26 protein-coding genes, 2 tRNA genes, 1 other RNA gene and 1 other annotated feature are annotated in these 23175 nt (G+C 56.2%); of the genes, 3 read left to right on the plus strand and 26 right to left on the minus strand.

The annotated features are described in order from the left end of the window. Positions 1–69 precede the first annotated feature (69 nt). The 5 genes from G7K71_RS06670 to metG form a co-directional block, all read right to left on the minus strand. Positions 70–837: a helix-turn-helix domain-containing protein gene (locus tag G7K71_RS06670; protein ID WP_013821212.1), complete on the minus strand. Its 768-nt coding sequence runs from the start codon at positions 835–837 to the stop codon at positions 70–72. Between the two features lie 133 nt (positions 838–970). Continuing rightward, positions 971–2056, minus strand: a complete 1086-nt coding sequence (locus tag G7K71_RS06675; protein WP_166344445.1) for a GTP-binding protein — start codon at positions 2054–2056, stop codon at positions 971–973. A gap of 403 nt (positions 2057–2459) precedes the next feature. Next, a complete protein-coding gene (gene cobO, locus G7K71_RS06680) occupies positions 2460–2993 on the minus strand; it encodes a cob(I)yrinic acid a,c-diamide adenosyltransferase (protein WP_166344447.1) in 534 nt (177 codons plus the stop codon). 230 nt (positions 2994–3223) lie between these two features. After that, positions 3224–4009, minus strand: coding sequence for a TatD family hydrolase (locus G7K71_RS06685; protein WP_166344449.1), 786 nt, complete (start codon positions 4007–4009; stop codon positions 3224–3226). Next, positions 4006–5607 (minus strand): methionine--tRNA ligase, encoded by a 1602-nt coding sequence (gene metG, locus G7K71_RS06690; protein ID WP_166344451.1) that lies wholly within the window; start codon positions 5605–5607, stop codon positions 4006–4008. The genes G7K71_RS06685 and metG overlap by 4 nt, the downstream gene beginning before the upstream one ends. A gap of 402 nt (positions 5608–6009) precedes the next feature. Continuing rightward, positions 6010–6314 (minus strand) — a binding site (T-box leader). 179 nt (positions 6315–6493) lie between these two features. Here metG and G7K71_RS06695 point away from each other — a divergent pair. Continuing rightward, entirely contained in the window at positions 6494–6748 is a 255-nt protein-coding gene (locus G7K71_RS06695) for an AbrB/MazE/SpoVT family DNA-binding domain-containing protein (RefSeq protein WP_013821206.1), read from the plus strand. 79 nt (positions 6749–6827) lie between these two features. On the opposite strand, the gene rsmI is transcribed toward G7K71_RS06695, so the two are convergent. The 6 genes from rsmI to G7K71_RS06725 are packed head-to-tail and all read right to left on the minus strand — an operon-like array spanning position 6828 to position 11900. Beyond that, the gene (rsmI, locus tag G7K71_RS06700) at positions 6828–7691 is read right to left on the minus strand and encodes a 16S rRNA (cytidine(1402)-2'-O)-methyltransferase (protein WP_166344453.1); all 864 of its coding nucleotides are present in this window, start codon (positions 7689–7691) and stop codon (positions 6828–6830) included. Beyond that, positions 7688–7975: an initiation control protein YabA gene (locus tag G7K71_RS06705; RefSeq protein ID WP_041282694.1), complete on the minus strand. Its 288-nt coding sequence runs from the start codon at positions 7973–7975 to the stop codon at positions 7688–7690. Before G7K71_RS06705 ends, rsmI begins: the two co-directional genes overlap by 4 nt. After that, complete coding sequence (locus G7K71_RS06710) at positions 7884–8810, minus strand: stage 0 sporulation family protein (protein WP_166344456.1); 927 nt, start codon at positions 8808–8810, stop codon at positions 7884–7886. Before G7K71_RS06710 ends, G7K71_RS06705 begins: the two co-directional genes overlap by 92 nt. Positions 8811–8856: 46 nt before the next feature. Beyond that, complete coding sequence (holB, locus tag G7K71_RS06715) at positions 8857–9846, minus strand: DNA polymerase III subunit delta' (RefSeq protein ID WP_166344458.1); 990 nt, start codon at positions 9844–9846, stop codon at positions 8857–8859. Beyond that, complete coding sequence (tmk, locus tag G7K71_RS06720; RefSeq protein ID WP_166344460.1) at positions 9847–10458, minus strand: dTMP kinase; 612 nt, start codon at positions 10456–10458, stop codon at positions 9847–9849. Beyond that, entirely contained in the window at positions 10455–11900 is a 1446-nt protein-coding gene (locus G7K71_RS06725; protein ID WP_166344462.1) for an aminotransferase class I/II-fold pyridoxal phosphate-dependent enzyme, read from the minus strand. The genes tmk and G7K71_RS06725 overlap by 4 nt, the downstream gene beginning before the upstream one ends. 160 nt (positions 11901–12060) lie before the next feature. Between G7K71_RS06725 and G7K71_RS06730 the strand changes: the two genes are divergently transcribed. Then, a complete protein-coding gene (locus G7K71_RS06730) occupies positions 12061–12285 on the plus strand; it encodes a hypothetical protein (RefSeq protein WP_013821199.1) in 225 nt (74 codons plus the stop codon). A gap of 173 nt (positions 12286–12458) precedes the next feature. Here G7K71_RS06730 and G7K71_RS06735 read toward each other — a convergent pair whose 3' ends face one another. The 11 genes from G7K71_RS06735 to G7K71_RS06785 all read right to left on the minus strand — a co-directional run bounded on the left by G7K71_RS06735 (position 12459) and on the right by G7K71_RS06785 (position 20085). After that, a complete protein-coding gene (locus tag G7K71_RS06735) occupies positions 12459–12719 on the minus strand; it encodes a ferredoxin family protein (RefSeq protein ID WP_013821198.1) in 261 nt (86 codons plus the stop codon). Positions 12720–12732: 13 nt separating this feature from the next. Further along, a complete protein-coding gene (locus G7K71_RS06740; protein WP_166344464.1) occupies positions 12733–13299 on the minus strand; it encodes a 2-oxoacid:acceptor oxidoreductase family protein in 567 nt (188 codons plus the stop codon). Further along, positions 13292–14056 carry a thiamine pyrophosphate-dependent enzyme gene (locus tag G7K71_RS06745; protein ID WP_166344466.1) on the minus strand — a complete coding sequence of 255 codons (765 nt, stop codon included), beginning with the start codon at positions 14054–14056 and terminating at the stop codon, positions 13292–13294. The genes G7K71_RS06740 and G7K71_RS06745 overlap by 8 nt, the downstream gene beginning before the upstream one ends. A gap of 30 nt (positions 14057–14086) precedes the next feature. Continuing rightward, complete coding sequence (locus G7K71_RS06750; protein ID WP_013821195.1) at positions 14087–15175, minus strand: transketolase C-terminal domain-containing protein; 1089 nt, start codon at positions 15173–15175, stop codon at positions 14087–14089. 378 nt (positions 15176–15553) lie between these two features. Beyond that, a complete protein-coding gene (locus tag G7K71_RS06755) occupies positions 15554–16228 on the minus strand; it encodes a hypothetical protein (protein WP_013821194.1) in 675 nt (224 codons plus the stop codon). 242 nt (positions 16229–16470) lie between these two features. Next, positions 16471–16734 (minus strand): pro-sigmaK processing inhibitor BofA family protein, encoded by a 264-nt coding sequence (locus tag G7K71_RS06760; protein WP_166344468.1) that lies wholly within the window; start codon positions 16732–16734, stop codon positions 16471–16473. A 75-nt stretch (positions 16735–16809) separates the two neighbouring features. Beyond that, on the minus strand, positions 16810–17412 hold the full coding sequence (gene recR / locus G7K71_RS06765; RefSeq protein ID WP_166344470.1) for a recombination mediator RecR: 603 nt from the start codon (positions 17410–17412) through the stop codon (positions 16810–16812). A 12-nt stretch (positions 17413–17424) separates the two neighbouring features. Next, on the minus strand, positions 17425–17739 hold the full coding sequence (locus G7K71_RS06770; RefSeq protein ID WP_013821191.1) for a YbaB/EbfC family nucleoid-associated protein: 315 nt from the start codon (positions 17737–17739) through the stop codon (positions 17425–17427). A gap of 20 nt (positions 17740–17759) precedes the next feature. Beyond that, complete coding sequence (dnaX, locus tag G7K71_RS06775; protein ID WP_166344472.1) at positions 17760–19499, minus strand: DNA polymerase III subunit gamma/tau; 1740 nt, start codon at positions 19497–19499, stop codon at positions 17760–17762. 167 nt (positions 19500–19666) lie between these two features. Beyond that, positions 19667–19931: signal recognition particle sRNA large type (gene ffs, locus G7K71_RS06780), an RNA gene on the minus strand. A gap of 59 nt (positions 19932–19990) precedes the next feature. After that, a tRNA-Ser gene (locus G7K71_RS06785) sits at positions 19991–20085 on the minus strand. Positions 20086–20418: 333 nt separating this feature from the next. Here G7K71_RS06785 and G7K71_RS06790 point away from each other — a divergent pair. After that, positions 20419–21204 (plus strand): HD domain-containing protein, encoded by a 786-nt coding sequence (locus G7K71_RS06790; protein ID WP_166344474.1) that lies wholly within the window; start codon positions 20419–20421, stop codon positions 21202–21204. A 135-nt stretch (positions 21205–21339) separates the two neighbouring features. On the opposite strand, the gene dmpI is transcribed toward G7K71_RS06790, so the two are convergent. From dmpI to tadA, 4 genes are all read right to left on the minus strand, one after another. Next, the gene (dmpI, locus tag G7K71_RS06795; protein WP_013821188.1) at positions 21340–21528 is read right to left on the minus strand and encodes a 4-oxalocrotonate tautomerase DmpI; all 189 of its coding nucleotides are present in this window, start codon (positions 21526–21528) and stop codon (positions 21340–21342) included. 239 nt (positions 21529–21767) lie between these two features. Continuing rightward, on the minus strand, positions 21768–22148 hold the full coding sequence (locus tag G7K71_RS06800; protein WP_166344476.1) for a DnaJ family domain-containing protein: 381 nt from the start codon (positions 22146–22148) through the stop codon (positions 21768–21770). 297 nt (positions 22149–22445) lie between these two features. Continuing rightward, positions 22446–22539: transfer RNA gene (locus G7K71_RS06805), tRNA-Ser, on the minus strand. A gap of 16 nt (positions 22540–22555) precedes the next feature. Continuing rightward, a complete protein-coding gene (tadA, locus tag G7K71_RS06810; RefSeq protein ID WP_166344478.1) occupies positions 22556–23020 on the minus strand; it encodes a tRNA adenosine(34) deaminase TadA in 465 nt (154 codons plus the stop codon). Positions 23021–23175: the final 155 nt, after the last annotated feature.

Here is a 23175-nt window from a genome sequence, read left to right on the forward strand (position 1 = left end):
CCTGGAACTGACAACAGCTAATCCATGAACCGTCCTATTTTACCCTTGAAAGGTTACCGGCAAGCAACATTAGAGCAGGTGACGGTTTTGCTTAAAAAACTGGATGAAATTAAGAATATATTTTATTTCACTGGCGTCAAAATCCCGCACTGCCCGCAAAACTGCCTGAACGTTAGGATCTCCCAGGGTTTCTAAAATATCGGAATTCAATGTGGCCAGGAGGTCCTCCACGTCCTCCTGTTTCATCAGAAAGTAACTAACTGAGGTATTGAGCACCCTGGCAATCTTTTCAAGGGTATCCAGCAGGGGGGTGGTTTGCCCGTTTTCAATCTGGCTTAACAAACCCGGGGAAACTCCCGCTTTCTCGGCCAGGGCGGCCACTGTCAATCCCTGCTTTTGCCGCAACTTGCGCAAGCGGTAGCCCAGGCTATCGGGACGATCCGTCTGATCAAGAAAATAGCGAAGGGTTACATTCAGGGCCTCGGAAAGTTTCTTTAAATCCTCTAAATCCGGGGTAGCCTGCCCGTTTTCAAACTTTTCCAGCATGGACGCGGGCAGCTCGCTGATTTCGGCCAGGTCCTGGATGGAAAGGCCGCGGCTTTCCCGCATAAAGCGCAGTTTTTCCCCGGTGACCGTATCGTCGGTATCACCTACCAGGTAACTCACTGAAACATTGAGAGCTTCGCTAATCCTCTTTAACATGGGGATGGACGGCTTGCGGATTTCCCTTTCCACCGCGCTGAGGTAAGAAGGGGATATTTTTAACTGGCTGGCCAGTTCGGTCAGCGTAATGCCCCTTTCCTTCCGGAAGTCCCTGATTTTTTGCCCCAAACTCATACCGTCCACCCTTTCATCCCGTTAAAATCTACGACTTCCCACCAGCTACTTTGATCGAAATCTTAGCACAGGCCGCCTGGAGATTCAAGCAAACTTTCATAACTGGAGAAATAAACCCCCCGGGGGGGATTTTTTACGAGCTCAATTCCTTTTTGTCATGGCCCAACCGCAAGGAGGAGCCGGCATAATTGCCCGGTGCAGTGCAAGCCGGGGAACGCCGGCGGTTTAAGCCGGCCGGGCGGGAAACCCTGCGCCGCTGGTCACCACCATCTTCATAAAAACCTTGCGGATCTTTGTGAAGACAATCCAAAAGGGCAGCGGTAAGCTTACCGGCAGCCAGGGTAGAACCAATAACCAGCACCTTGCTCTCGTAAAAGCGGCCCGTTACAGGCTCAAGGGAAACGCCGGAAGGGAGAAAATCCAGGCGCACCCACCCTTCTTCGCAGCAAAAGATGCCCTTGGCCCGTACCACTTCGCCGATACTTGACCCGGACAGGTTTTCAAACAACCTGGCGAGCTGTGTTCTGGAAAAGGTGCCCTGAAACTTGCGTGAAAAACTGTAATAACTGGGGATATCCACGGCACTCTGGGGCCTCCGGCAAACCTTTCTCTCCCTGGGAGTGGAAAACCCGGTTTGAGAGGCCACTTGCAAATCCGCCGGGCTTACCTGCCCATAGTGCGTAGAAACAAAGCGTGCCCGGGGATTGAGCTCCTTGATTTTTTTCGTCAACGATTGCACCTTTTTCTCCGGGACCAGGTCACACTTGTTCAACACCAGCACATTGGCCCGGCAAATTTGGGATTCGGCAAAAAGCGGGGACCGGGCGTAGAGTTCGTCAAAGGAACAGGCGTCAATAACGTGAATGATGCTGAAGCGGTGGTCCATTAAATGCAGGCCCATTACCTTTGCCGCCGCCAGCAAACCCTGAACGGCCGCCACACCGGGGTATTCTATGATCAACCTGTCCGGCGAGAGGGAACCTGCCACATAGGGAATCTGCCTGGCCAGGTCGGCGCTTAAGGTGCAGTAAATGCATTCACAGCCCAATTCCAGCACATCAGGTGCATCCTGGGCCAAAAGGGCACCGTCAATACCTACCTCTCCAAACTCTCCTACTAAAACAGCCACCCGTTCCCCGGGAGCCAGTTGCCTTACCAGATGCTGAATAAGAGTGGTTTTCCCACTGCCAAGGTAGCCTGTTACAATATTCACGATCATGGTCAACGCACCTTGTTTCTACGGTAACAAAAAGTTTGCTTTTTATTTTACTTTAAAATCTTCCTACCTGTAAAGCAATTTTCCGCAAACCGTTATATTTTCACCAATGATTAAAAGCTTGTCCTGAATATGCAGCTCTTGCTAAAATAAGACAAGGAATGCCATAACCGGACGGGCCTCACCTGCCGGGGGAGTTTTTCTCCGAAGGGGGGTCGGCGCAAGTAGTTGAAAACCCTTGGAAACCGATGCGGCGGTTCCAAGGGTTTTACAAAAAAGCCCCGGCAGTATGAGGCACTCACGCCGTCCTCGCTGTGGCATTCCTACTTTAAATCTAACTTAAATTTAACTTAAGAAAGCCTTGCTGTCAAGTGTGGGAGGACCAAAGGCTTGCTTAATTTAAAAACTAAAACTCAATCCCCCGCTGGGCTTTAATCCCCTTTTGATAATGGTGCTTGATTTCCTTCATTTCCGTAACCAGGTCCGCCCGGTCAATAATTTCCGGGGGAGCGTCCCGGCCGGTAAGCGCTATGTGCAGCCGGGGTAGCTTTTTGTCCAGCAGGGCGAGTACTTCTTCAAGGCTAATGAGCCCGAACTTCAAGGCGTACAGGATTTCATCCAGGATAATCAGGTCAAAGTTCCCCGCCGCTACTTCCTTTTCTGCCTCATTAAGGGCAGCCCGGGCTGCCGCCCGGTGTTCCTCCAGGCTTTTACCGTTCCCCACCCGGGTAAATCCTTCCCCCAGCTGGCGGATTTCAAAGCCGGGACCCAGCCGGGCGGGAGCATTCAATTCACCGTATTTCCACCCACCCTTAATAAACTGCAGCACCAGCACCTTCATCCCCTGGCCCCAGGCCCGCAGGCCCATGCCCAGGGCGGCGGTGGTTTTGCCCTTGCCGTTGCCGGTGAAAACCAGGATCAGCCCCTTTGTTTCACTCATTTTTCCCCTCTCCCCCCAGGTAAAGTCCGCAACCGCAATGTATCCCCTCTTTTCGTTTGATTTCGGGACAAGCTGTTAACATCCTCTATTTTTGATTTAATCAACGGCGTTATTTTCGTACACTCCCCGGGACCCGCGAAAGATATTCACCTGTCAACCCAGCGGACCGGAATTTCCCGGAGCTATAAAGGCGGAATGTCACGGGCCGGCGGCTTTCAGGCGCCGCCGGCTTAAGCACCGGCTTCGGGAAGTCCGAACAGGCGCCGGGCATTCGCCGTGGTCGCCCGGGCCAGCTCCTCCAGGGTCACGCCCTTTAACGCGGCTATTTCCTCCGCTACATAGCGCACATAGGCCGGCTCGTTGCGATTTCCCCGCCGGGCCTGGGGGGTGAGGTAAGGAGCGTCGGTTTCCACCAGCAGGCGCGAAAGATCCACCCGGGCGGCCACCTCTCTGGGCCGGCGGGCATTGGGATAGGTCACCGGCCCGGCAAAGGAGATGTAAAGGCCCATGGCCATACATTCCCTGGCCATTTCCCAGCTGCCGGCAAAACAGTGCATTACTCCCCCGGCCGGCCCGACGCCGTCCCTGCGCAGGATGTCCAAAATGTCCCCGTGGGCGTCCCGGTCGTGGATGATCACCGGGAGGCCCAGCTCCCGGGCCAGGGCCAGCTGCTCCCGGAAAACCTTTTGCTGCACGTCCCGCGGACTCAAGTCCCGGTAATAGTCCAGGCCGATTTCCCCGATGGCCACCACACCCCGCCGGCGGCACATTTCCTGCAGCCGGCCCAGGTAATCCTCTGGGACCCCCCCGGCATCGTGGGGATGGATGCCCACGGCGGCAAATATAAAGGGATATTTTGCAGCCAGATTTATGGATCGGGCGGAGGAAGGCAGATCGTAACCGGCATTGATTATCTGCACCACGCCGGCCTTTTGGGCCCGGTCCAGCATTTCTTCCCGGTCGGCCTCAAATTTGCGGTCGTCCAGGTGGGCGTGGCTGTCAATCAGGTGAATCATGCTAACCCCCTGTCCTTTTCCAGGGTCTTCAGATCAATGCGCGGGAAGAGGGCTTCGCCCCGCCGCACCTTTAATCCCGCCGGCAGACGCCCCCAGCTCAAGGACTCCCAGGTATGGAGCCCGGGTTGGTCGGCAATGCCCAGCTGGGACCAGATCCGGCCGGGAGTATTGGGCATAAAGGCGGTGATCAACACGCCGATAAAGCGCACGCTTTCCGCCAGGTTGTAGAGCACGGTGTTCAGGCGCTCCCGGCGGGCGGGATCCCGGTTCAAAACCCAGGGCTCCGTTTCGTCGACGTACTTATTGGCCCGGTTGACCAGTTTCCAGATGGCGCCCAGGGCGCTGGACAGCTCCCGGCGGTCTATCAGCTCCTCCACCGCCGCAGGGGTTTGTTCGGCCAGTTCAATTAGTTCCCGGTCCACGCCTTCCGCCGGCCCGGGCTGTGGCAGCACGCCGCCGGAATACTTTTCAATCATACCCAGGGTGCGGCTGACCAGGTTGCCCAGGTCGTTGGCCAGGTCGATGTTAATGCGCTGCACCAGGGATTCCTCGGAGTAATAGGCGTCGGCCCCAAAGGGCATCTCCCGGAGCAGGTAGTAGCGGATGGCATCCACTCCGTACCTGTCAATCAGGACCAGGGGATCCACCACGTTGCCCTTGGATTTGCTCATCTTCCCGCTCTCCAGCAGGAGCCACCCGTGTCCCACCACCTGCCGGGGCAGCTCAATGCCGGCGGCCATAAGGATAATGGGCCAGATGATGCTGTGGAAGCGTACGATGTCCTTTCCCACCAGGTGGACGTCGGCCGGCCAGAACTTGCGGAAAAGGCTGTCGTCCTCGCTGCCGTAGCCCAGGGCCGAGATGTAGTTGGTCAGGGCGTCCACCCAGACGTAGATCACGTGTCTGGGGTCGAAGGGCACCGGGATGCCCCAGTCGAAGGTGGTGCGGGAAACACACAAATCTTCCAGACCGCTTTTAATAAAGCTGATCATTTCGTTACGCCGGGAGACGGGCTGGATGAAATGAGGATTTTCCTCGATGTACTGCAGCAACCGGTCGGCATATCTGGACAGGCGGAAGAAGTAACTCTCCTCCCGCACCAGCTCCACCGGACGGCCGCAGTCCGGGCAGTTGCCCTCCTCCAGCCGGCTTTCCGTCCAGAAGGTTTCGCAGGGAGTGCAGTACCAGCCCTCGTAGCTGGCCTTGTAAATGTCCCCCTGGTCGTAAAGCTTCTGGAAAATGGCCTGGACTACCCGCTTGTGCCTTTCCTCGGTGGTGCGGATGAAGTCGTCATAGCTGATGTCCAGTTTTTTCCACAGGTGTTTGAACCCGGCCACAATCCTGTCCACATATTCCCGGGGAGTCATACCTTTTGCCCGGGCGGTGCGTTCAATTTTCTGGCCGTGCTCGTCGGAGCCGGTTAAAAACCAGACGTCGTAGCCGGTGAGGCGTTTGAACCGGGCCATGGCATCGGCGGCCACGGTGGTGTAGGCATGGCCGATATGCAGGTTGTCGCTGGGATAGTAAATGGGTGTGGTGATATAAAACGTTTTGCGCAAAAACAGATCCCTCCTAGCAGCCGGATATTTAAGTTCCATTGCAGGCTGAAATACTGGTAAGAGCGGCAGTCGTCCCGGAGCACTGGAGCGGCGAGGGACGGCCGTCACCGTAGGGAAAAAACAGAAAATGGCCGCCGTTTTGCACGAAGCGAGCGACTTTGAGCCGAGCAGATGCCAAACTTAGCGAGGCCGAGGGCGGAGGCGGGGCCGAGGGCATGGATGCCCGAGGCCGGCCCCTGAAGCATGGATGCTGAATGGGCCGGGAACCCCGCCGGAGCCCGAGGTCGAGCGCTAGTTTGGCCTGCGAGGCGAACGGAGCGAGCGCGTGCAAACGGCAGGCAAGGATAGGTAAGCCGATGTTTCGCCTGGCCCGGAGCACTGGAGCGAGCGGGGATCAGTGCACCGTTGCCCCGCTCCGCCATAAAAAAACTCCGCCCAGTTTACCGGGACGGAGATCTTTCCGTGGTACCACCCAGATTCACCCCGGCCTCACGGTCCGGGGCCTTGCCCAGTACGGCCGCAAGGGCAAAACCTTTACGGCGATACTGCAAGCATGGATAACGGGCGCTCAACCCGGCCCCACCTACTGACCCTTCACTGAAAAAGTGTGCCCCTTTGGGCCTTGAGGGCGTTCAGCGGGCAGCTCCGGGGCCATGTTCAAACTGTCTTCCCCGGCGGGTTTTCACCTGACCCCCGCTCTCTGTACGGGTACTGGCAGCTCTACTCTTCCCCTTCATCACCTGTTCCCAACATCTAGATTGTATTGAAAAAAGCCTTGACTTGTCAAGTTTTCCCTTCAGGCGAAAAATTTATACAAAAAAAGCCAAAAACATATTGACTTTAACTGGGTAACTTGGTACCATTTACTTGTATGATAAACTAGTTTCTTGTCGATCTATGTAAATTTTAAGGGGAGGGAAAGACTTTGAAGTCAACGGGTGTTGTTAGAAAGGTGGACGAGCTGGGGAGGGTGGTTATTCCAATCGAGTTACGGAGAACTCTGGGGATTGACGAAAAGGACGCCCTGGAGATCTACGTAGACAACGAAAAAATTATCCTCAAGAAGTACGAGCCCGGCTGCGTCTTCTGCGGCAACGCGGCGGAGGTACAGCTTTACCGCGGCAAGCTGGTATGCCGGAACTGTGCCGTGGAAATGTTTGAAAATGCCAAGGCCATGTAAGGAATCATAAAATTATCATAACCTTAAATGACCATGGCGAAGGGCCGGGTGGGAGGGGATTTTGATCACCAACCGGCCCTTAAGAGTTTCCTTCACCGTCCCGAACCACCTGGTTGTAAACGTCCCGCCGGGACATTCCCCGCAGCCGGGCCACCTCCCGGATAGCTGCCTTTTTATCCATACCCTGCACCTGGAGGAGAGCAACGTGCTCCTGCAGTGAAAGCCCCCGCCAGGATTCATCCCGTGTACCCGCGGCCTCTTCTTCCCGGGCGCCGGCCACCACCAGGGTAAACTCGCCCCGGGGAGAGTGGAGGCGAAAGTGTTCCACTGCCTGGGGTAATGTACCCCGCCAGATTTCTTCATATTTTTTGGTCAGCTCCCGGGCAACGGCAATCTGCCGCTCTCCCAGGATTTCAACCATATCAGAAAGGCTTTCCAAAAGACGGTGGGGGGCTTCGTAAAAAATAATGGTCCGCCTCTCTCCCTTTAACTCCTGCAGCTTTCGGCGCCGGGCACCGGCTGCCGCCGGAAGGAAGCCCTCAAAACAAAAAGAAGAGGTGGGCAGACCAGAGGCCACCAGGGCGGCCAGGGCCGCGCTGGGCCCGGGCAGGGGCACCACTGGAATACCCTGGCTTATGGACAGGGAAACCAGTTCCTCCCCGGGGTCGGATATACCCGGCATGCCGGCATCGGAAACCAGGGCGATCCTCCGGCCGGCCGCCAGCAGGCTTAAAAGATACCGGCCCATTTGCCGGCGGTTTTGTTCGCGGTAGCTGACCACCGGTGTGTGTATGTCGTAATGGGCCAGGAGCTTTCTGGTGTGGCGGGTATCCTCGGCCGCAATCAGGTCCACTTCCCGCAATATCCGCAGAACCCGCAGGGTAATATCCTCCAGGTTGCCAATGGGGGTGGCGCAGAGAAAGAGGATTCCCTGTTGACTCACCTTCCCCCCTCCCGTTCCCTGTCCCAAAATGCTTCACAAAACAGGCATTCCGTCGTCCGGATGCGGCCGAAGTGTACGTTGCAAATATGAAAACCCTGCTGGTAGAGGTCCCACAGGTTTTTTAGCCCTCCCCTGGCAGGGGTGCTGTCGCCGGCCTGCCCGTAGGCCCTGGCTAACTCCTCCCGCAACTTGTCATTTTCCTCCATCAAAAGGCGGATCTGCTTTTTGATTTTCTGCATGTCGCTCCCGAGTGCCTGGATCCTGGCTTCCATTTCCTTGAGCATTGCGGTCAGAGCTTGCACACTGGTCACCTCTCGTCTTGGTGATTACCTCGCTAAAAGAATACTCCTTGTTAAGCCTGGTTTCCTTTAATTCCACCGTCACGGTTTTACGAAAAATGTTTACGGCTGTAACCCTGCCCTCTCCCTGGGGCGTCAACACCCGGGCGCCAATTTCGGGATGTTCCTCCTTGGCCTGTTCGTAAATCTCGTTTTCATACTTGAGGCAGCACATCAACCTCCCGCAAATACCGGAAATCTTGGTAGGATTCAGGGAAAGATTCTGGTCCTTGGCCATGCGGATGGAAACGGAGGCAAAGTCGCACAACCAGGTGCTGCAGCATAATTCCCGCCCGCAGCAACCCAGGCCGCCCATCATCTTGGCTTCATCCCGCACCCCAATTTGCCGCAGCTCGATGCGGGTGCGGAAAACCGAAGCCAGATCCCTCACCAGTTCCCGGAAATCAACCCGCCCCTCGGCGGTAAAGTAAAAAATGATCTTGTTTCCGTCATAGGTCTGCTCCACGTCCACCAGCTTCATGGGTAAACCGTGGGCGGCAATCTTTTCCAGGCAGATTTGAAAAGCCCGTCTTTCCTTTTTTTTGTTGGCGGCAATTTTTTCCAGGTCTTCCCCGGTCGCCGGGCGGATGACCTTTTTTAAAGGCGCGACCACCTCTTCGTCCGGCACTTCGGTGGGCCCGATCACCACCTGCCCGTTTTCTATACCGCGGGCCGTTTCTACAATAACCGTATCGCCGGGTTTAAGCTGGTATTCCCCCGGGTCAAAGTAGTAGATTTTACCCGCCCGCCTGAACCTGACCCCTACAACCCGGTAGGGCATGTCTTTCCCTCCATTCAGCCTCCCTGGCCCGGTCGCCACCGTTCAATCAGGCGGCGCCAGCCAGACGCATAAAAAGCATTTCCAGTGCCAGTCTGGTATTAACATTTGCCAGAAGGGAATCCCTGGTTCTTTCAATTTCTTTGATGATCTCCAGGAGCCGGGTGCAGTTGTACAAACGGGCCTCCCGGTCTACCAGGGAAAGGTGATCCTGGTTGAAAAGCAACCCGGGTGCCCCGGTTTCCTTCCACACCAGCAAATCCCGGTACCACAGCAGGAAAAGCTCCAGGTAGGCTAAAGCCAGCTCTTTATCTTCAGCCACGATAGCTGCCAGCCGGAAGGCCTCCATAACGGAAGCCCGGCCTAACCCGGTGGCCAGATCCACCACCTTTTGCCGCAAGCCAAAATAGCCGCCATTCATACCGGCCAGCCGCACGGCCCGCCCGGGGCACCCCCCGGTAAGCCGGGCCAGCAGCTCCAGTTCTTCCCGGGAAGCGTCCGTTCCCCTTTTCAGGATACCGGCCACCTGTTCCGGGGGCAGCGGGTGAAAGGTGAAGATCTGGCAGCGGGAAAGGATTGTAGGCAGCAAAGCCTGGGGACGGTCGGAAATTAAAATAAGCACCGTACCGGCCGGTGGTTCTTCCAGGGTTTTTAAAAGGCAGTTGGCCGCCTCATGGGTCATCAGGTCCGCCTGTTCCACGAGAAAAATCTGCCGCTGCCCCTGGTAGGGGGACAGGGTAATGCGGCGCAGCATCTCCCGCATTTGCCCGATCTTGATAGACGCCCCCTGGGGAGCAATCCGGTGCAGGTCGGGGTGGTTTTGTGCGGCTGCCTGCCGGCAATCCCGGCACTGACCGCAGGCATCCCCGGAGTCGGGCTGCCGGCACAGCAGGGCGGCCCCAAAGGCCAGGGCCGTGGTGGTCTTGCCCACGCCTTCCGGCCCGGCAAATAAATAGGCATGGCTGACCCTGTCTTGTTCCACCGCCCGGCACAGGGCGCGGATTATTTCGCCATGTCCTACAATGTTCGCCAGTTTCATCTAAAGCCTCTCCTCCACAGCCTTTAAGATCTGCCGGTGGAGTTCCCGGCAGTCCAGGCGTCCGTCCAGCACCAGGTAACGCTCGGGGGCCCTTTTTACGAGCTGGAGGTATCCCCGGCGCACACGGTCAAAAAAATCCTGCCGTTCCCGTTCGATGCGATCTGCCCTGCCCGCCAGCCGGGCCAGAGCCCCGGCAGCCGGCATGTCCAGCAGCACCGTCAAGTCCGCCACAAGCTTTCCCGTGGCCAGGGCGTTAAGTTGTTCCAATTCTTTTAAGTCGAGGCAGCGCCCGTAGCCCTGATAGGCCAGGCTGGAATCCACAAAGCGATCGCTGATTACCACCCGGCCCTGGGCTAAAGCGGGGCGGATGATGCGGGCCACCAGCTCGGCCCGGGCACCGGCGTAAAGCAGGGCCTCGGCCAGGGGGTTTAAACCGGCCAGTACCGGATCGAGTAAAAGGCTGCGAATCTTTTCCCCCACCGGAGTCCCCCCGGGTTCCCGGGTGAGCACCACGGGGTGCCCCCGCCGGATCAGGGCCGCCGCCAAAAGCCGGGCCTGGGTAGTTTTGCCGGCACCATCAATGCCTTCAAAAACAATAAACAAACCTTTCAACAGACCACCACCCGCAGGCTCGCCAGCCCGGGATCTTCAGGGCCCTGTACGAAAAGTGACAGGTTCCTCACCCATTGTAGATATTCGACCATCTCCGGGCCAATCTCCTCCCCGGGATAGAGCAGGGGAATGCCCGGCGGGGAAACGTTCACCCATTCGGCACAGATATGGCCGGCGCACTCCCGCAACGGCAGGGGGCGGCTGGGAGCCAGCCAGGCCTGGCGGGGCGTAAGTCGCGCCAATGGAAGCGGCGGCAGTTCGGGGCAGGCCCCAAGTGGTTGTCTCCCTCCCTCCCGGCGAACCAGCTCCTGCAGACCGCGGACGAGGAGATGGCAGTCCCGGCGGGTGGTGCCTATGCCAACAACCACCACCAGGTTATAGTAATCGGCCATTTCCACCTGTACCCGGTACTCCCGGGCCAGGATGCGGGCCGCCTGGTACCCCGTCAAACCCAGGGACCGTACGGAAACCACCAGCCGGGTGGGATCCAGGCCGTGTGCTCCCGGCCGGCCCAGGTGTTCTTCTCCCAGCAGGGTAATGCCGGGCAACCGGGAGAGGATCTGCCTCACCTCCCGGGCCAAACTCACCGCCCGTTCCAGCATTTCCCTGCCCTTGGTAGCCAGCTGCCTGCGGGCACCGTCCAGGGAGGCCAGCAGAAGATAAGAAGGGCTGCTGCTCTGCAAAAGACTCAAAGCACGGGCTGTTTTCTGGACATCTACCCGGTTTCCTTTGAGATGCAGCAACGAGGATTGGGTAAGGGAACCACCCATCTTGTGCATACTCTGCACTGCGGCGTCCACGCCGCACTGCAATGCCGGCGGCGGCAGCCCCTCATGAAAAGGGAAGTGCACCCCGTGGGCCTCATCGGCCACTACAGGCTTGTTCACCCTGTGGGCCAGCCCCACCAGCCGCGGCAGGTCGCCCGTAATTCCATAATAGGTGGGGTGGATAACCAAAAGCCCCTTCGCCAGCGGGTGTTTTTCCAGGGCTCCGGCAACTGCCCGGGGGGTCAATCCGGCAGCTATACCGAACTCCTCCAGAACCACAGGTTCAAGGAAGACGGGTTTGGCCCCGGAAAAAATCAACCCCCCCAGCACGGCCCGGTGGGCGTTGCGGGGAAGCAAGATTTCCTCCCCCGGGCGGCACAGGGCCAGCAACAGCGCCGTTATACCCACCGTGCTCCCGTTAACCAGAAAAAAGGTTTGCCCGGCACCAAAAAGCTCTGCCGCCAGGGCCTGGGCCCGGGCGATCACCCCTTCGGGACGGTGCAGGTCATCCAGACCGGGCAATTCGGTAAGATCCAGCTGGAGGATTTCTTTGACCCCCTGCCACTCGGGAAAAACGGCTTCTCCCTGGCGGTGTGCGGGCACGTGCAGGTGGGCGTAATCCCGGGCACAATGGGCATAGAGTGCGGCCAACAGGGGCGCTTCCTGCTGGTTCATAAACCGTTTTCACCTATTGACAAGTCAAAATTTTGGTTCAACAGCTTTATTTTAACATGAGTGCCCTGTGTCATAAAGCATTGCCATTACTTTAATCTTATATCCGGTCAAGGCGGCGGTCAAAATAAGTTTAAAGACAAAGAGAAAGGAGAGGCAACGGATGAGAGGTGATAAAATTGACGAAAAAAGCCTTTCCCGCAAGTATAAAACCAATGTTTCCCGCCTGATCCGGGCCTGGAAAAGGGGCCTTTCGGATATGGAAATTGCCGCCAGCACCGGTATCGACCCCGCTACCTTGAACAGGATCCGGGGCGATATCGAAATGGCCCACCGGCGCCTGCGCCTGGCCCGGAAAAAGGAATTGAACCGCCCGGTTTATCTTTAACCGTATCCACAAAACCCCATCCAGAACCATTGCCTGCATTCCTTCATAGTGTATAGCAACTTTTACTTGTTCAGGTGTCCGGGGTATCCTGAAAAATTTTTTGACCAGCTCCGCCGTAAGGCGGTGCTGTTAAGATAAAGGCCCTTTCCCCATGGGGAAAGGGCCCTTGACTATTAACCGGCTTTCTTTTCCTCTTTCTTCTTGGTGACGTTAATGGCACAGTCAGGGCAAACTATCTGGCAGATGCCGCAGGCGATGCACTCATCGTTGGGTTCCACCGAAGGGGTGCCGTATACCCCCAGGACATCCGACCAGGAAAGGCACTTCTTGGGGCACTTTTGCATACACAACCCGCAGCCTTTGCACAGGCCGGGGAAGATCGTCCAGAAGCTTTTGGTGGTTTCTATGGTCCGGGCCTTAAAGTGCTGTGTCATTGCTTACCCCCCCTTAGATGGCTTGGGCCACAAGCTCCATGCCCCGCTCCAGGGCACGGAAGTTCAGTTCCCGCAACTTGGGGTTCTTTTCAAACTTGTAGCCGAGTTTTTTCTCAATAGCATTCTTAGCCTCTTCTACGGAAATTACCCCGGTGGCCTTGATTACCGCTCCCATGATGACAATGTTGAACACCCGGGGGTGCAGTTCCTTCTTGGAAACCTCAATGGCTGGAATGGGCAAAATCTTTTTCGCCTGGGTGGGCAGAGCGTCCTCTACACCTTCAATGCTGGAATCGTAAACAAACAGGGTTTGGGAGCCCACATACTGCCGGGTCCGGTGCACGGCCCGGTCGCTCAAGGCAATGACAATATCCCCGGTCTGGAACTTAGGTGCGCCAATAGGTTCATCCCCGATTTGCAAATAGGCAATGGAAACGCCGCCGCGCTGCTCCACGCCGAAGTTGGGGATGTACAGGGCCTCACGGCCTTCCTCGTTGGCCGCCTCGGCAATGATTTCCGCTACCGATTGAACCCCCTGACCGCCTTCCCCGGCCAGAAGGATCTTCACCGCCTTAGCCATTTGCCTCGCCCTCCTTCTGGCCGCCGGGCACTTTAATTTCGCCCACCTTGAAGTACTTGGGAAGTTCCTGTTCTACCATTTTCCAGGTCTCCTCGGCGTTGGTCCGCCAGTTTGTCGGGCAGGTGGAGAGGACCTCCACAAAGGAAAAACCGTTGCCGGCCATCTGGTTTTCCAGGGCCTTTTTCAGGTAATTCTTTAACTGCCGCAGGTTAGCCACCGTACCCCGGGCCACGTACGCCCCCTCCCGGGTAATGGCGGCCACCATTTCCGGACCCTGGGTGGGATAACCGGTTTTTTCCGGATCCCGGCCGTAGGGTGTGGTTTCGGTCTTCTGCCCGGGCAGGGTGGTTGGCGCCATCTGGCCGCCGGTCATGCCGTACTGGGTATTGTTCACCAGGATCACGGTGATCTTTTCATTTCTTGACGCGGCATTTACCAGGTGCTGCGAACCAATGGCATAGCCGCCGCCGTCACCCATGTAGGCAATGCCGATGAGGTTGGGATTGACCCGCTTTAAACCCGTGATCACGGGCGTGGTGCGGCCGTGGTGGGTTTGAATGGTATCCACGTTGAAGAAGTCCCAGGCAAGCAGGGAACAGCCAATATCACAGCCAAAAACGGCCCGGTCCTGGATCCCCAATTCGTCAATGGCCTGCCCCAGCGCCTTCAGCACCAGGCCGTGGCCGCAACCGGGACAAAACTTGTGGGGCTTGGTATCTACACGCCAGCTCTTGGGCATGGCAGGTTGCACAGACATCAAAAATGGCCTCCTTTCCTTGTTTCGCCATTAACCGGCGATCTCTTTCACGCGGCTGACCACATCTTCGGCAGTGATGCCTACACCGGGCTTGAAAAGATCCAGCATTTCCACGGGGCATCCGAAAGCCGCTTCCTTCAAAAGCCTGGCCAGCTGCCCCTGGGCCGATTCCACCACCAGGAACCGCCTGACCTTGTTGGCCGTTTCCCGGATGGCCTCCACCGGAAGGGGACGCAGGGTGATGGGACGGAAGTAACCAACCTTGATACCTTCTTCCCGCAGTTCTTTAACGGCGGCCTTACATGCCCGGGATACAACGCCGTGGGAAATCACCACCAGGTCGGAATCCTCAAGACCAAAGGCCTCATGCTCCGCTACTTCCGGAGCGATTTTCGCATAATCCTTGAAGTATCCTTCCAGCACCTCGTAGAGTTCTTCTTCCACGTTGTAGGTATTGCGCAGCTGCGTGGGAGGCCTGTCCACCCCGGGAACGCCGGGCTTACCAAAGTAAGGCTCGGCTTCTACCAGCTCAATGCCCCGGCTGGCGGGGTCGTAGATGGTCAGGGATTCCCTCATTTTCGCCTGGTAGCCGTCGCCCAGGATAAAGGTGGGGAAACGATATTTCCAGGCCGTGTTGAAGGCCTTGATGGTATAATCAAAGAGCTCCTGGTGGTTGGCGGTGGAATAGACGATACGCAGACCCTCGCCGTTGCCGCCCAGGGTGGTCATGGTCACTTCCTGCTGGGAGTAAATTACAGTGGCCGTGGAGGGGCCGCCCCGCTGCTGGATTACCACCACGGTGGGCAGGCGCATGGCCTCAGCCATGGACATGGGTTCCTGCATTAAGGTGTTACCCGGTCCTGCCGTGGCGGTGAAGGCTTTGCGTCCCGCCAGCACTCCGCCGATGGTGGTAAAACCGGCGGAAAGCTCATCCTCCGTTTGCAGGAACTCGCGGCCATATTTGGGTGCCAGGCGGGTCCAGTAGTGCATGATTTCATTCTGAGGGGTAATCGGGTAACCGTACATGATCTCGGCGCCGGCCACCAGCGCAGCCCAGGCAACCACCTCATTACCGGTCATAAAGACCCGCTTTTCACCCTCAATTGGTTTGTCAGGCATAAAGACCTACACCTCCTGAAATCTTATCCCGTTAATGTTCAGTGAACCCGCTCGGGTGCGGCGCTGTCCTTGCTCACTCTAGTGCTTCGCGCCGACAGCACCACGGTTCGCTTCGGGCCGGCTCTGGCTCTCTGCGGATTACCATCGACACTGTTACCTCCCGACCATAATTACTGCCCGATGTGTCACCAATAGGTGTTCTTCCATTTGTTTTCATTTGGCGTCCTCGAGAGCCGAGCCGGCGGCCTCGCTTCACCGGGTGCTGTTACCGGCGCTTCGCAAGTCGTTCGCTCCGGACAGTGCCGCACCCTCGTCAGTACGGTTTTGCTGAACATTCACTCTTACCCTTAAGAGAAGCGCAAAAAGAGCTTTTCTTTTTCACCACAGGGTTTGGGGCATATAACGCTTGATGGGCCACACCGGGTGGCCTGCCGCATCATGGGTGCCGATGACCCGGGCCAGCTCTTCCAGGACGGTAGTGGCCACCACGGGAATGCCCAGTTGCCTGGCAGCCTCGTCCACAATCCTTGCCCCTTCCTGGACAAATTCCACGGTGGTTTCGTCACCCAGGTGGCTGTTGTTAATCAGGCCATCCACTCTCCCCAGGGACCGGACATACTCCACAATTTCTTCCACGGTACCGGTCATGGGCCGGCCTACGTTTACCACCGCGAAAATTTTTAAGTCAGGGTCGGTGGCCGCACCCTCCACCAGGTTTAAGGTTTTGGCTCCTTCCACGCCGTAGCCGATATCAAGGATTACGTCCCCGGGAAGCCTTAGGGCCCAGCGATTGGCGGGGTGAAGGATGCTTCCCGTTTCTCCCAAACCCATCATCTCCCTGGTTTCCCAGGCTACTACATTCATCCCCATGGCAGTTAATTTTTTCTTGATCGGCCGCAGGGTATAGCAGGGCTCCACGATGTCCAGATCAACCAGGTTAACCCGCCGGCCGCTGGAGGCTAGAAATATAGCCCGGTTGACTGCCACTTCACTCTTGCCACTGGCATACTCTCCAATATAGGCTTCTACTATCCGGCCGGAAATACACCTCACCTCCGCCAGGGCGACGCGAAAATAAAAATTTTAAAATCCCTGTATATTTTCTAAAAAGATTATAACAACAATAAGAATGAAAACCGGGACAGTTGGGGCTACTGTCCCTAATTTTATTAATCTTTACTAATTTTATTTATTTTATCACGCCCTTTCAATCCGTATTTAGTATATTGCAAAAAGGACTCCACGTCAACACAAGCCCAAAATTGCAGAATTTACGTTAATCTAAATAAACTGATCTAAATAAAAAAGTAGTGCAGCAGGATTAACAGGAGTACCCCGGGTACCTGGAGCAATCCAGCGGTGAGGAGAGTAACCGGGTTAACAGCGATCCTTAAGCCCAACTGTCCGAGGAAAATATTGAACAAAAGCAACAGGACTCCCCCCAGCAGGACGTGCAGGATCAACTGCAAGCTAAATTTAAAAACTTTAAACAAAACACCGCCCATGAGAAATAATCCCAAAAGCCCGAGGCCTATTAAAAAAACTAATTTTAATTCCATCAGTCCCACCCCTTTTGCCGGCAATCTTGTCCCACGGCATGTATATGGGGTGGAATGGAAAAATATGCTCTCTTCTTATGTTAATTCCCGGCGACCTTCCAGGGCCCTGGCCAGGGTCATCTCATCGGCATATTCCAGGTGGGCGCCCACGGGCAAACCGTGGGCAATGCGGGTAACCTTCAAACCCAGGGGTTTGATTAGCTGGGCAAGGTAAAGGGCGGTGGCATCACCTTCAACGTCCGGATTGGTGGCCAGAATTACCTCTTTAATCTTTCCTTCGCCCAACCTGGCCAGAAGCTGCTTGATGGTCAGGTCGTCCGGACCAACCCCGGCCAGGGGGGAGATGGCCCCCTGGAGGACGTGGTAGAGCCCCCGGTAGCCCCGGGTTTTTTCCATAGCCACCACGTCCCGCGGCTCCTGGACCACGCAGACAAGGGTGGGGTCCCGCTCCGGGTCGGAGCAAATCTGGCAGACCTCCCGGTCGGTGAGGTTGGCGCAGACCGAACAATAGCGGACGTTATCGCGGGCGAAAACCAGCGCCCGGGCCAGGTTGTGGGCTACTTCCGGCGGAGCGTTCAAAAGGTGGAAGGCCAGGCGCTGGGCCGTTTTGGGACCGATGCCGGGCAGCTTGGACAGCTCCTCAATCAGGCGGTTTGCAGGGCCGGAAAGATACCTCACCGGTTTCCACCCCTAAAAGAGGCCGGGCAGGTTCAGTCCGCCAGTCAGCTTGCCCATTTCCCTGGTCACCATTTCCCGGGATTGATTGAGTGCGCTGTTTACGGCAGTGAGAACAAGCTCCGTCAACATTTCCACATCTTCCGGGTCCACTGCCTCGGGCTTTATTTCCAGGGCCACCAGTTCCTGCTTCCCGTTCACCACGGCCTTTACGGCTCCCCCCCCGGCGGTGGCCTCCACCGTCCGGTTGCCCAGTTCCTCCTGCAGGCGCATCATTTCCGCCTGCATTTTCTGGACCTGCTTCAGCATTTTGTTCATATTGCCCATCATGATTTGATCTCTCCTCTTGATTAATTTTTTTCTTCTATCTCTTCTCCCCCGAACAGCTGGATGGCCGTTGCGGCGTCAAGCTGTTCACTTGCATCCTCCGGTTGCCTTTTCTCCGGGGGCGCTTTCCCGTACACTATGTTTACCCGCCAGGTTCCCGGGAATAAAACGGCCAGCGCCTCTTCCAGCACCCGGCGGTTTACCGCCGTGTCCAGCAACTCCTTGAACATGTCATCGGGGCCGAAGGCTATGGTTAAGCAACCCTCCTCAACCTGTTCCGGCCAGCTGTGGGTAAGATAATTGTATACTGGAACGCTCTTGCTGCGGACCAGATCCAGCACCTGCGGCCAGCGCTGCCTGATTTTGTCCAGAGTGACCCCGCCGTTGGCGCAAACATTCCCGTTTCCGGGGGCGACTTTTTCGGCTTCATTTAACTGAACTTCTTTTGTAACGTTTCGTTTTTTCCCCCTCTCGCCTGCGGCGGTGTTTTTGCTTGCCTGGGACCGTTTTGTGCTTGTGTCACCCCTGTGTCTGGCTTCCATTCTTTCCTCTGGAGGGTGGATCTCTTCTTCGATAATATCTTTTTCCCCCCCGGAACCTTGCAAGCCGCCGGCCACCAACTGCTCCAGGCGAGACTCCAGCTGTTCCAGCCGCCGGGCAAGGGCGGCCAGGGAATCACCACCTTCGGGACGGGTAGCTTCCACCAGGGCTACCTCCAGCAAAATGCGGGGCTGGCTGGCCCATTTCATATCCTGTTCCACCCGGGTCAGCACCTGTAAAATGTACAGCAATTGTTCCCGGGTGAATTCACCGGCCCGTTCCAGCAAACGCTCCCTTTCCCCGGGAGCCAGGACCAGCTCTTCCTGGTGTGAAACACGGACCAGCATGAGGTTGCGCAAATAAGCTGCCAGCCCCTGGACAAAGAGGCGCAGGTCCTTTCCTTCTGCCACCAGGGCGGCCACCAGGTGCAGCAAGCGGTCGACCCGGCCGGCCGCCAGGTCCCGGGCTGCCCCATCCAGCAGGTCGTCCCGGACGGTACCCATAATCCGGTGCACATGGTCTACGGTAACAACCATGTTGCCATAGGCCGCCGCTTGATCCAGGATGCCCAGAGCGTCCCGCAGGCCGCCATCGGCAGCCCGGGCAATCAGGTATAAAGCCTCCTCTTCCACTTGAAAACCTGATCCGGTGGCCACCTCCCGCAAGCGGGCCAGCATATCCCCAAGACCAATGGGATGAAAATCAAAACGCTGGCACCGGGACAGGATGGTCAGGGGAACTTTATGGGGCTCGGTGGTGGCCAGAACAAAAACCACATGGGCGGGCGGCTCCTCTAAAGTTTTCAACAGGGCATTAAAGGCTTCACTGGTCAGCATATGCACTTCGTCTATAATATAAACCCGGTAGCCGGCCAGGGCCGGCGAAAATCTCACTTTTTCCCGCAGCTCCCGGATTTCATCAATGCCCCGGTGGGAGGCGGCATCTATTTCCACCACATCCATGGACGTGCCCGCGTTAATCTCCCGGCATACGGCACATTCATTGCAGGGCTCGGATCCCTGGCGGGCAAGGCAATTCAATGCCTTGGCCAGTACCTTGGCCGTAGTTGTTTTGCCCGTGCCCCGGGGACCGCAAAAAAGGTAGGCGTGGGCAACTCTCCCGGCCAGCAGGGCATTCTGCAACGTAAGGGTAACGTGCTCCTGACCGACAATTTCTTTAAAACGACTGGGGCGCCACTTGCGGTAAAGGGCCTGGTAGGACATGGTAATTCACTCCACGGAGCTCATTTAAATTGCCATACGGCACGGCAGTTGTTGGATGCGCACACGCTTGGTACAAAAGCCTTACAACAAATTCGTCACCTTTTAATTAATTTCCTCTTTATAGAAAAAAAAGAACTGCTTTTACGCAGTTCGCGAAATTTTATTGGCCGTGCACCTGTCGTTGAATGGTGACTTCCGGGCGTTACCCCTGCAGGTAGCTCGGGTCAGGCACCCTTGCGGCACCCGGAGGGGCTTCCTTAGTGCTGCTTCCGCCAGGACCTGACACGGTTCAGAAGTCTCCGTCGCGCAAGACCCAACCGTCGTCACCCCTTACAGGGGCCAGACCCCACAAGCCACACCCGCGGACAGGAATTCGACCCCGCTACAGCGGCTTGCGGGTACAGGGCACCGCTACCTCCCCGTCTAGCACGGCCAATGCTTCCACCGGCCGTAGGCCGGCCATGCCAAACCTGCGGCCAAAAACTTGTCACTGGCGGAGAGAGTGGGATTCGAACCCACGAGACAGGCTTTGTACCCGTCTACTCGCTCTCCAGGCGAGCGCCTTCAACCACTCAGCCATCTCTCCACGCTATGGCCGTAGCCTACTGCCGCTGGTACGCTATTCTTTTGTATAATTTATTATATCCATGCCGCACAAAAAACTCAAGAGGGGGGGTATCTGGCAAAGGGTTTAAGGGTGCCAGCCGCCGGCTCCCCGTCTTTATATTTTACAACTAACTCCGGGTTTTTGCAAGCATTTCCCGTTGCGGACAACAGAGCGCATATTCTCTGGGAAGAAAACCGGTAGGCGTTACTTTCCCGTTGTCTTCCCGTTATGGTACTATAACATAAATGATAAATAGCATCAAGCTGCCAGCAAATTGCGAAAGTCACTTATATTTTGAAAGGAGACGGGATTTTGCAACGGAAGCAGCTACAGGCCTTAGAGGACTGGTTTAACCAATACGTTAAGGGTTTTTACCATGACGACCCCGACGTTCAGGCAGGAATCAGGCTCAAGGAGGAACACACCAAAAGGGTCCGCGAGAAAATATTGCGTATCGGAAGCTCTTTAAACCTGGGGCCTGAAGACCTTTACCTGGCCGAAACCATCGCCCTTTTACACGATATCGGGCGCTTCAAACAGTTTGCCCTCTACCATACTTTTAACGACCGCCGTTCGGAAAACCATGCCCTCCTGGGCATACGCGAACTGGAACGGACCGGGGTGCTTGCGGCTCTGGCCGAAGAGGAAAGGAAACTGATTACCAGGTCCATTGAGTATCACAACCTGTGTACACTGCCCCCGGATTTACCGGACCGCCTCTCTTTATTGGCCCGCCTGATCCGGGATGCGGATAAACTGGACATCCTGGAGATGTTCACCGCTTCCCTGGACCGTAAGAACGATAAGCCAGAAGCGCAGCAGATTTCCGGCCTCCCCGATACGCCGGGCTATTCGCCGGTCCTGGTTCGAAACCTGCTTCAAGAACAACTCTGTTACTACGATGACATGAAAAATTTTAACGACCGCAAACTGCTCATGCTCTCATGGATATATGACATCAATTTCCCCCGCTCCCTCTCGGAGATTGCCAGGAACGGCTACGTGGAAAAGATTGTCGCCCGGCTGCCAAAGACGGAGGAGGTCCAGAAGGTTTACGAACATTTGCAGGCCTACATAGTCCGCCGGCTGGCCCGCTGAGCGTTCGGGCTTCTTTCGGCCGGACATGCCGGGCGGATACGTTGACCCGGGCATTTGCCCGGGCCTACCCCGCCCCCCAGCCACCAACGACACAGCGGCGGCCAAAGGAAGAATTTTTTGCTGATCCAGCGGTCCCTATTTCTCCCTGTCCGCCAGCAAAACTCCCCCGACACCTACGTTTTCACGTTCCATTTCCTCAATGAGAATTGTAAAAGCCTGGGTGGGGATATTCATGATTTTGCCGGCGATCTCGGTAAAAGATTTCACCAGTTCTGCCTTTTGTTCCTTGCTCATTTTCGGGCCGTGAACCGTAATTACGGGCATCCTGTCACCTCCTTTTCTTTAAGTTATTGCAGTGATTGCCATTTTAAGCATATTTTAGCCTTTCTTATTTCGGAAAATTAAGAGTCGCTCACCGGGCGAGCCAAACCGGTATGGGACGGCTTGGTTGACGCCCAGAAGGAAAACAGGCTGCAAGTGGTACTGACCTGAGCCATAGAAAAAACTAAGGGGTCTAGTTCTTTTTAAGGTTTTTTCCAGCCTGCTGGCAGCCGCGCTCTGTTTCAGGGAGTGTACCCCCTCCCCAGTTTGCGGTATATCTTTTCCTTGTAAAAGTTCACGGCGGCATTCATGCCCCTTCTTTCCATCAGCAGGTTGAATCTCAATATCTTCTCGTTTAGTTTTCTGGTCAGGTCCTGCCTTTCTTCTTCTTGGTAACAAAAATCAATCAGCTTTTTCAGGGACATGATCTCCCTGTGCAGCTCGAGCTCCGGGGGCAGCACCCCGGCATTTTTCAGGATCAGGTAGGAGGCCCGGAGTTCCTCGGGAACGCCGGAAAGATCCTCCAGTTGCAGGGGCTTGCCCTTACCGGGCAGGTTGTCGAATTCTCCCTTCTCCATGGCCTCCCGGATCTTGTTCTCAGCAATGACCGCCACAATATCCATTTTCCCACCTCCCGTCAGCCATTGCGCTAAAAAAACCTCCCAACGGTTTAAACTTAGTTTAAAAATTCCGTTACCAAACAATATTTTGGAAAGCTAATAATCTTTTCGATAACAAAATTACAAGTCCTGCCAAAGATTAAGCTCGCTTGGGAATCCGCCCCTTTTGTTGAATTAAAAAAATTTCATCATCCTGCCGGTTTTGGTGGCTAGACCGGCCTGTTACGGTGCCTTTTGTCCCGCAAAAAAGGCGAGGGGTTTTCACCTTCCCCGGTGAAAACCCCTTCTTATCAAGAAACCTGGCGGAGAGAGTGGGATTCGAACCCACGAGGCGAGTTTTGGCCCGCCTACTCGATTTCGAGTCGAGCGCCTTCAACCACTCGGCCATCTCTCCGTCAAATTAACCTTCCTTAATGCCTGTCTTTGTACCTCAACTCCCGGAAGAAACGCTGTATAATTGACGCACATTCCTCAGCCAGAACGCCCGAGATAACCTCCACCTGGTGGTTAAACCGGGGTTCCCGCACCACATCCATAATGGAATCTACAGCTCCCGCCTTTGGATCCCGGGCTCCGTAAACCAGCGTCCGCACCCGAAACTGCACCAGAGCACCGGCACACATGGGACAGGGCTCGATGGTGCTGTAAAGGACGGTATCCACCAGGCGCCAGTCCCCCAGGTAGCGGGCTGCTTCCCGCATCGCCAGGATTTCCGCGTGGGCCGTACTATCTTTAAGCGTTTCCCGGAGGTTGTGTCCCCGGCCGATAATTTGATCTCCCAGCACCACTACCGCGCCGATGGGTACTTCACCCATCTCGTAGGCCTTTTGTGCTTCGGCCAGGGCTTCCAGCATGTAGCGGCGGTGATCCGTCAAATGCCCCCTCCCCACCAGAGATATCTATCGACACGTGTTATTTTAACATAGAAGAACCGTTTCTGGCAACCCATGCCCCCAAAGGCCTGTCAATCAACAGCTGATATGCCTCAGATGTTTTTTTGCCCCTGTATTGTCTATTTCGGGAAGACGGC

It is taken from the genome of Desulfofundulus sp. TPOSR (assembly GCF_011393055.1).
Classification (GTDB): Bacteria; Bacillota; Desulfotomaculia; order Desulfotomaculales; family Desulfovirgulaceae; genus Desulfofundulus; species Desulfofundulus kuznetsovii.

Coding starts and splice junctions, on each gene's coding strand:
- G7K71_RS06670 (WP_013821212.1), bottom strand. CDS start 837: ATGAGTTTGGGGCAAAAAATCAGGGACTTCCGGAAGGAAAGGGGCATT.
- G7K71_RS06675 (WP_166344445.1), bottom strand. CDS start 2,056: ATGATCGTGAATATTGTAACAGGCTACCTTGGCAGTGGGAAAACCACT.
- cobO (WP_166344447.1), bottom strand. CDS start 2,993: ATGAGTGAAACAAAGGGGCTGATCCTGGTTTTCACCGGCAACGGCAAG.
- G7K71_RS06685 (WP_166344449.1), bottom strand. CDS start 4,009: ATGATTCACCTGATTGACAGCCACGCCCACCTGGACGACCGCAAATTT.
- metG (WP_166344451.1), bottom strand. CDS start 5,607: ATGGAACTTAAATATCCGGCTGCTAGGAGGGATCTGTTTTTGCGCAAA.
- G7K71_RS06705 (WP_041282694.1), bottom strand. CDS start 7,975: ATGCTCAAGGAAATGGAAGCCAGGATCCAGGCACTCGGGAGCGACATG.
- G7K71_RS06710 (WP_166344456.1), bottom strand. CDS start 8,810: ATGCCCTACCGGGTTGTAGGGGTCAGGTTCAGGCGGGCGGGTAAAATC.
- holB (WP_166344458.1), bottom strand. CDS start 9,846: ATGAAACTGGCGAACATTGTAGGACATGGCGAAATAATCCGCGCCCTG.
- G7K71_RS06725 (WP_166344462.1), bottom strand. CDS start 11,900: ATGAACCAGCAGGAAGCGCCCCTGTTGGCCGCACTCTATGCCCATTGT.
- G7K71_RS06730 (WP_013821199.1), top strand. CDS start 12,061: ATGAGAGGTGATAAAATTGACGAAAAAAGCCTTTCCCGCAAGTATAAA.
- G7K71_RS06735 (WP_013821198.1), bottom strand. CDS start 12,719: ATGACACAGCACTTTAAGGCCCGGACCATAGAAACCACCAAAAGCTTC.
- G7K71_RS06740 (WP_166344464.1), bottom strand. CDS start 13,299: ATGGCTAAGGCGGTGAAGATCCTTCTGGCCGGGGAAGGCGGTCAGGGG.
- G7K71_RS06745 (WP_166344466.1), bottom strand. CDS start 14,056: ATGTCTGTGCAACCTGCCATGCCCAAGAGCTGGCGTGTAGATACCAAG.
- G7K71_RS06750 (WP_013821195.1), bottom strand. CDS start 15,175: ATGCCTGACAAACCAATTGAGGGTGAAAAGCGGGTCTTTATGACCGGT.
- G7K71_RS06760 (WP_166344468.1), bottom strand. CDS start 16,734: ATGGAATTAAAATTAGTTTTTTTAATAGGCCTCGGGCTTTTGGGATTA.
- G7K71_RS06770 (WP_013821191.1), bottom strand. CDS start 17,739: ATGATGGGCAATATGAACAAAATGCTGAAGCAGGTCCAGAAAATGCAG.
- dnaX (WP_166344472.1), bottom strand. CDS start 19,499: ATGTCCTACCAGGCCCTTTACCGCAAGTGGCGCCCCAGTCGTTTTAAA.
- dmpI (WP_013821188.1), bottom strand. CDS start 21,528: ATGCCCGTAATTACGGTTCACGGCCCGAAAATGAGCAAGGAACAAAAG.
- G7K71_RS06800 (WP_166344476.1), bottom strand. CDS start 22,148: ATGGATATTGTGGCGGTCATTGCTGAGAACAAGATCCGGGAGGCCATG.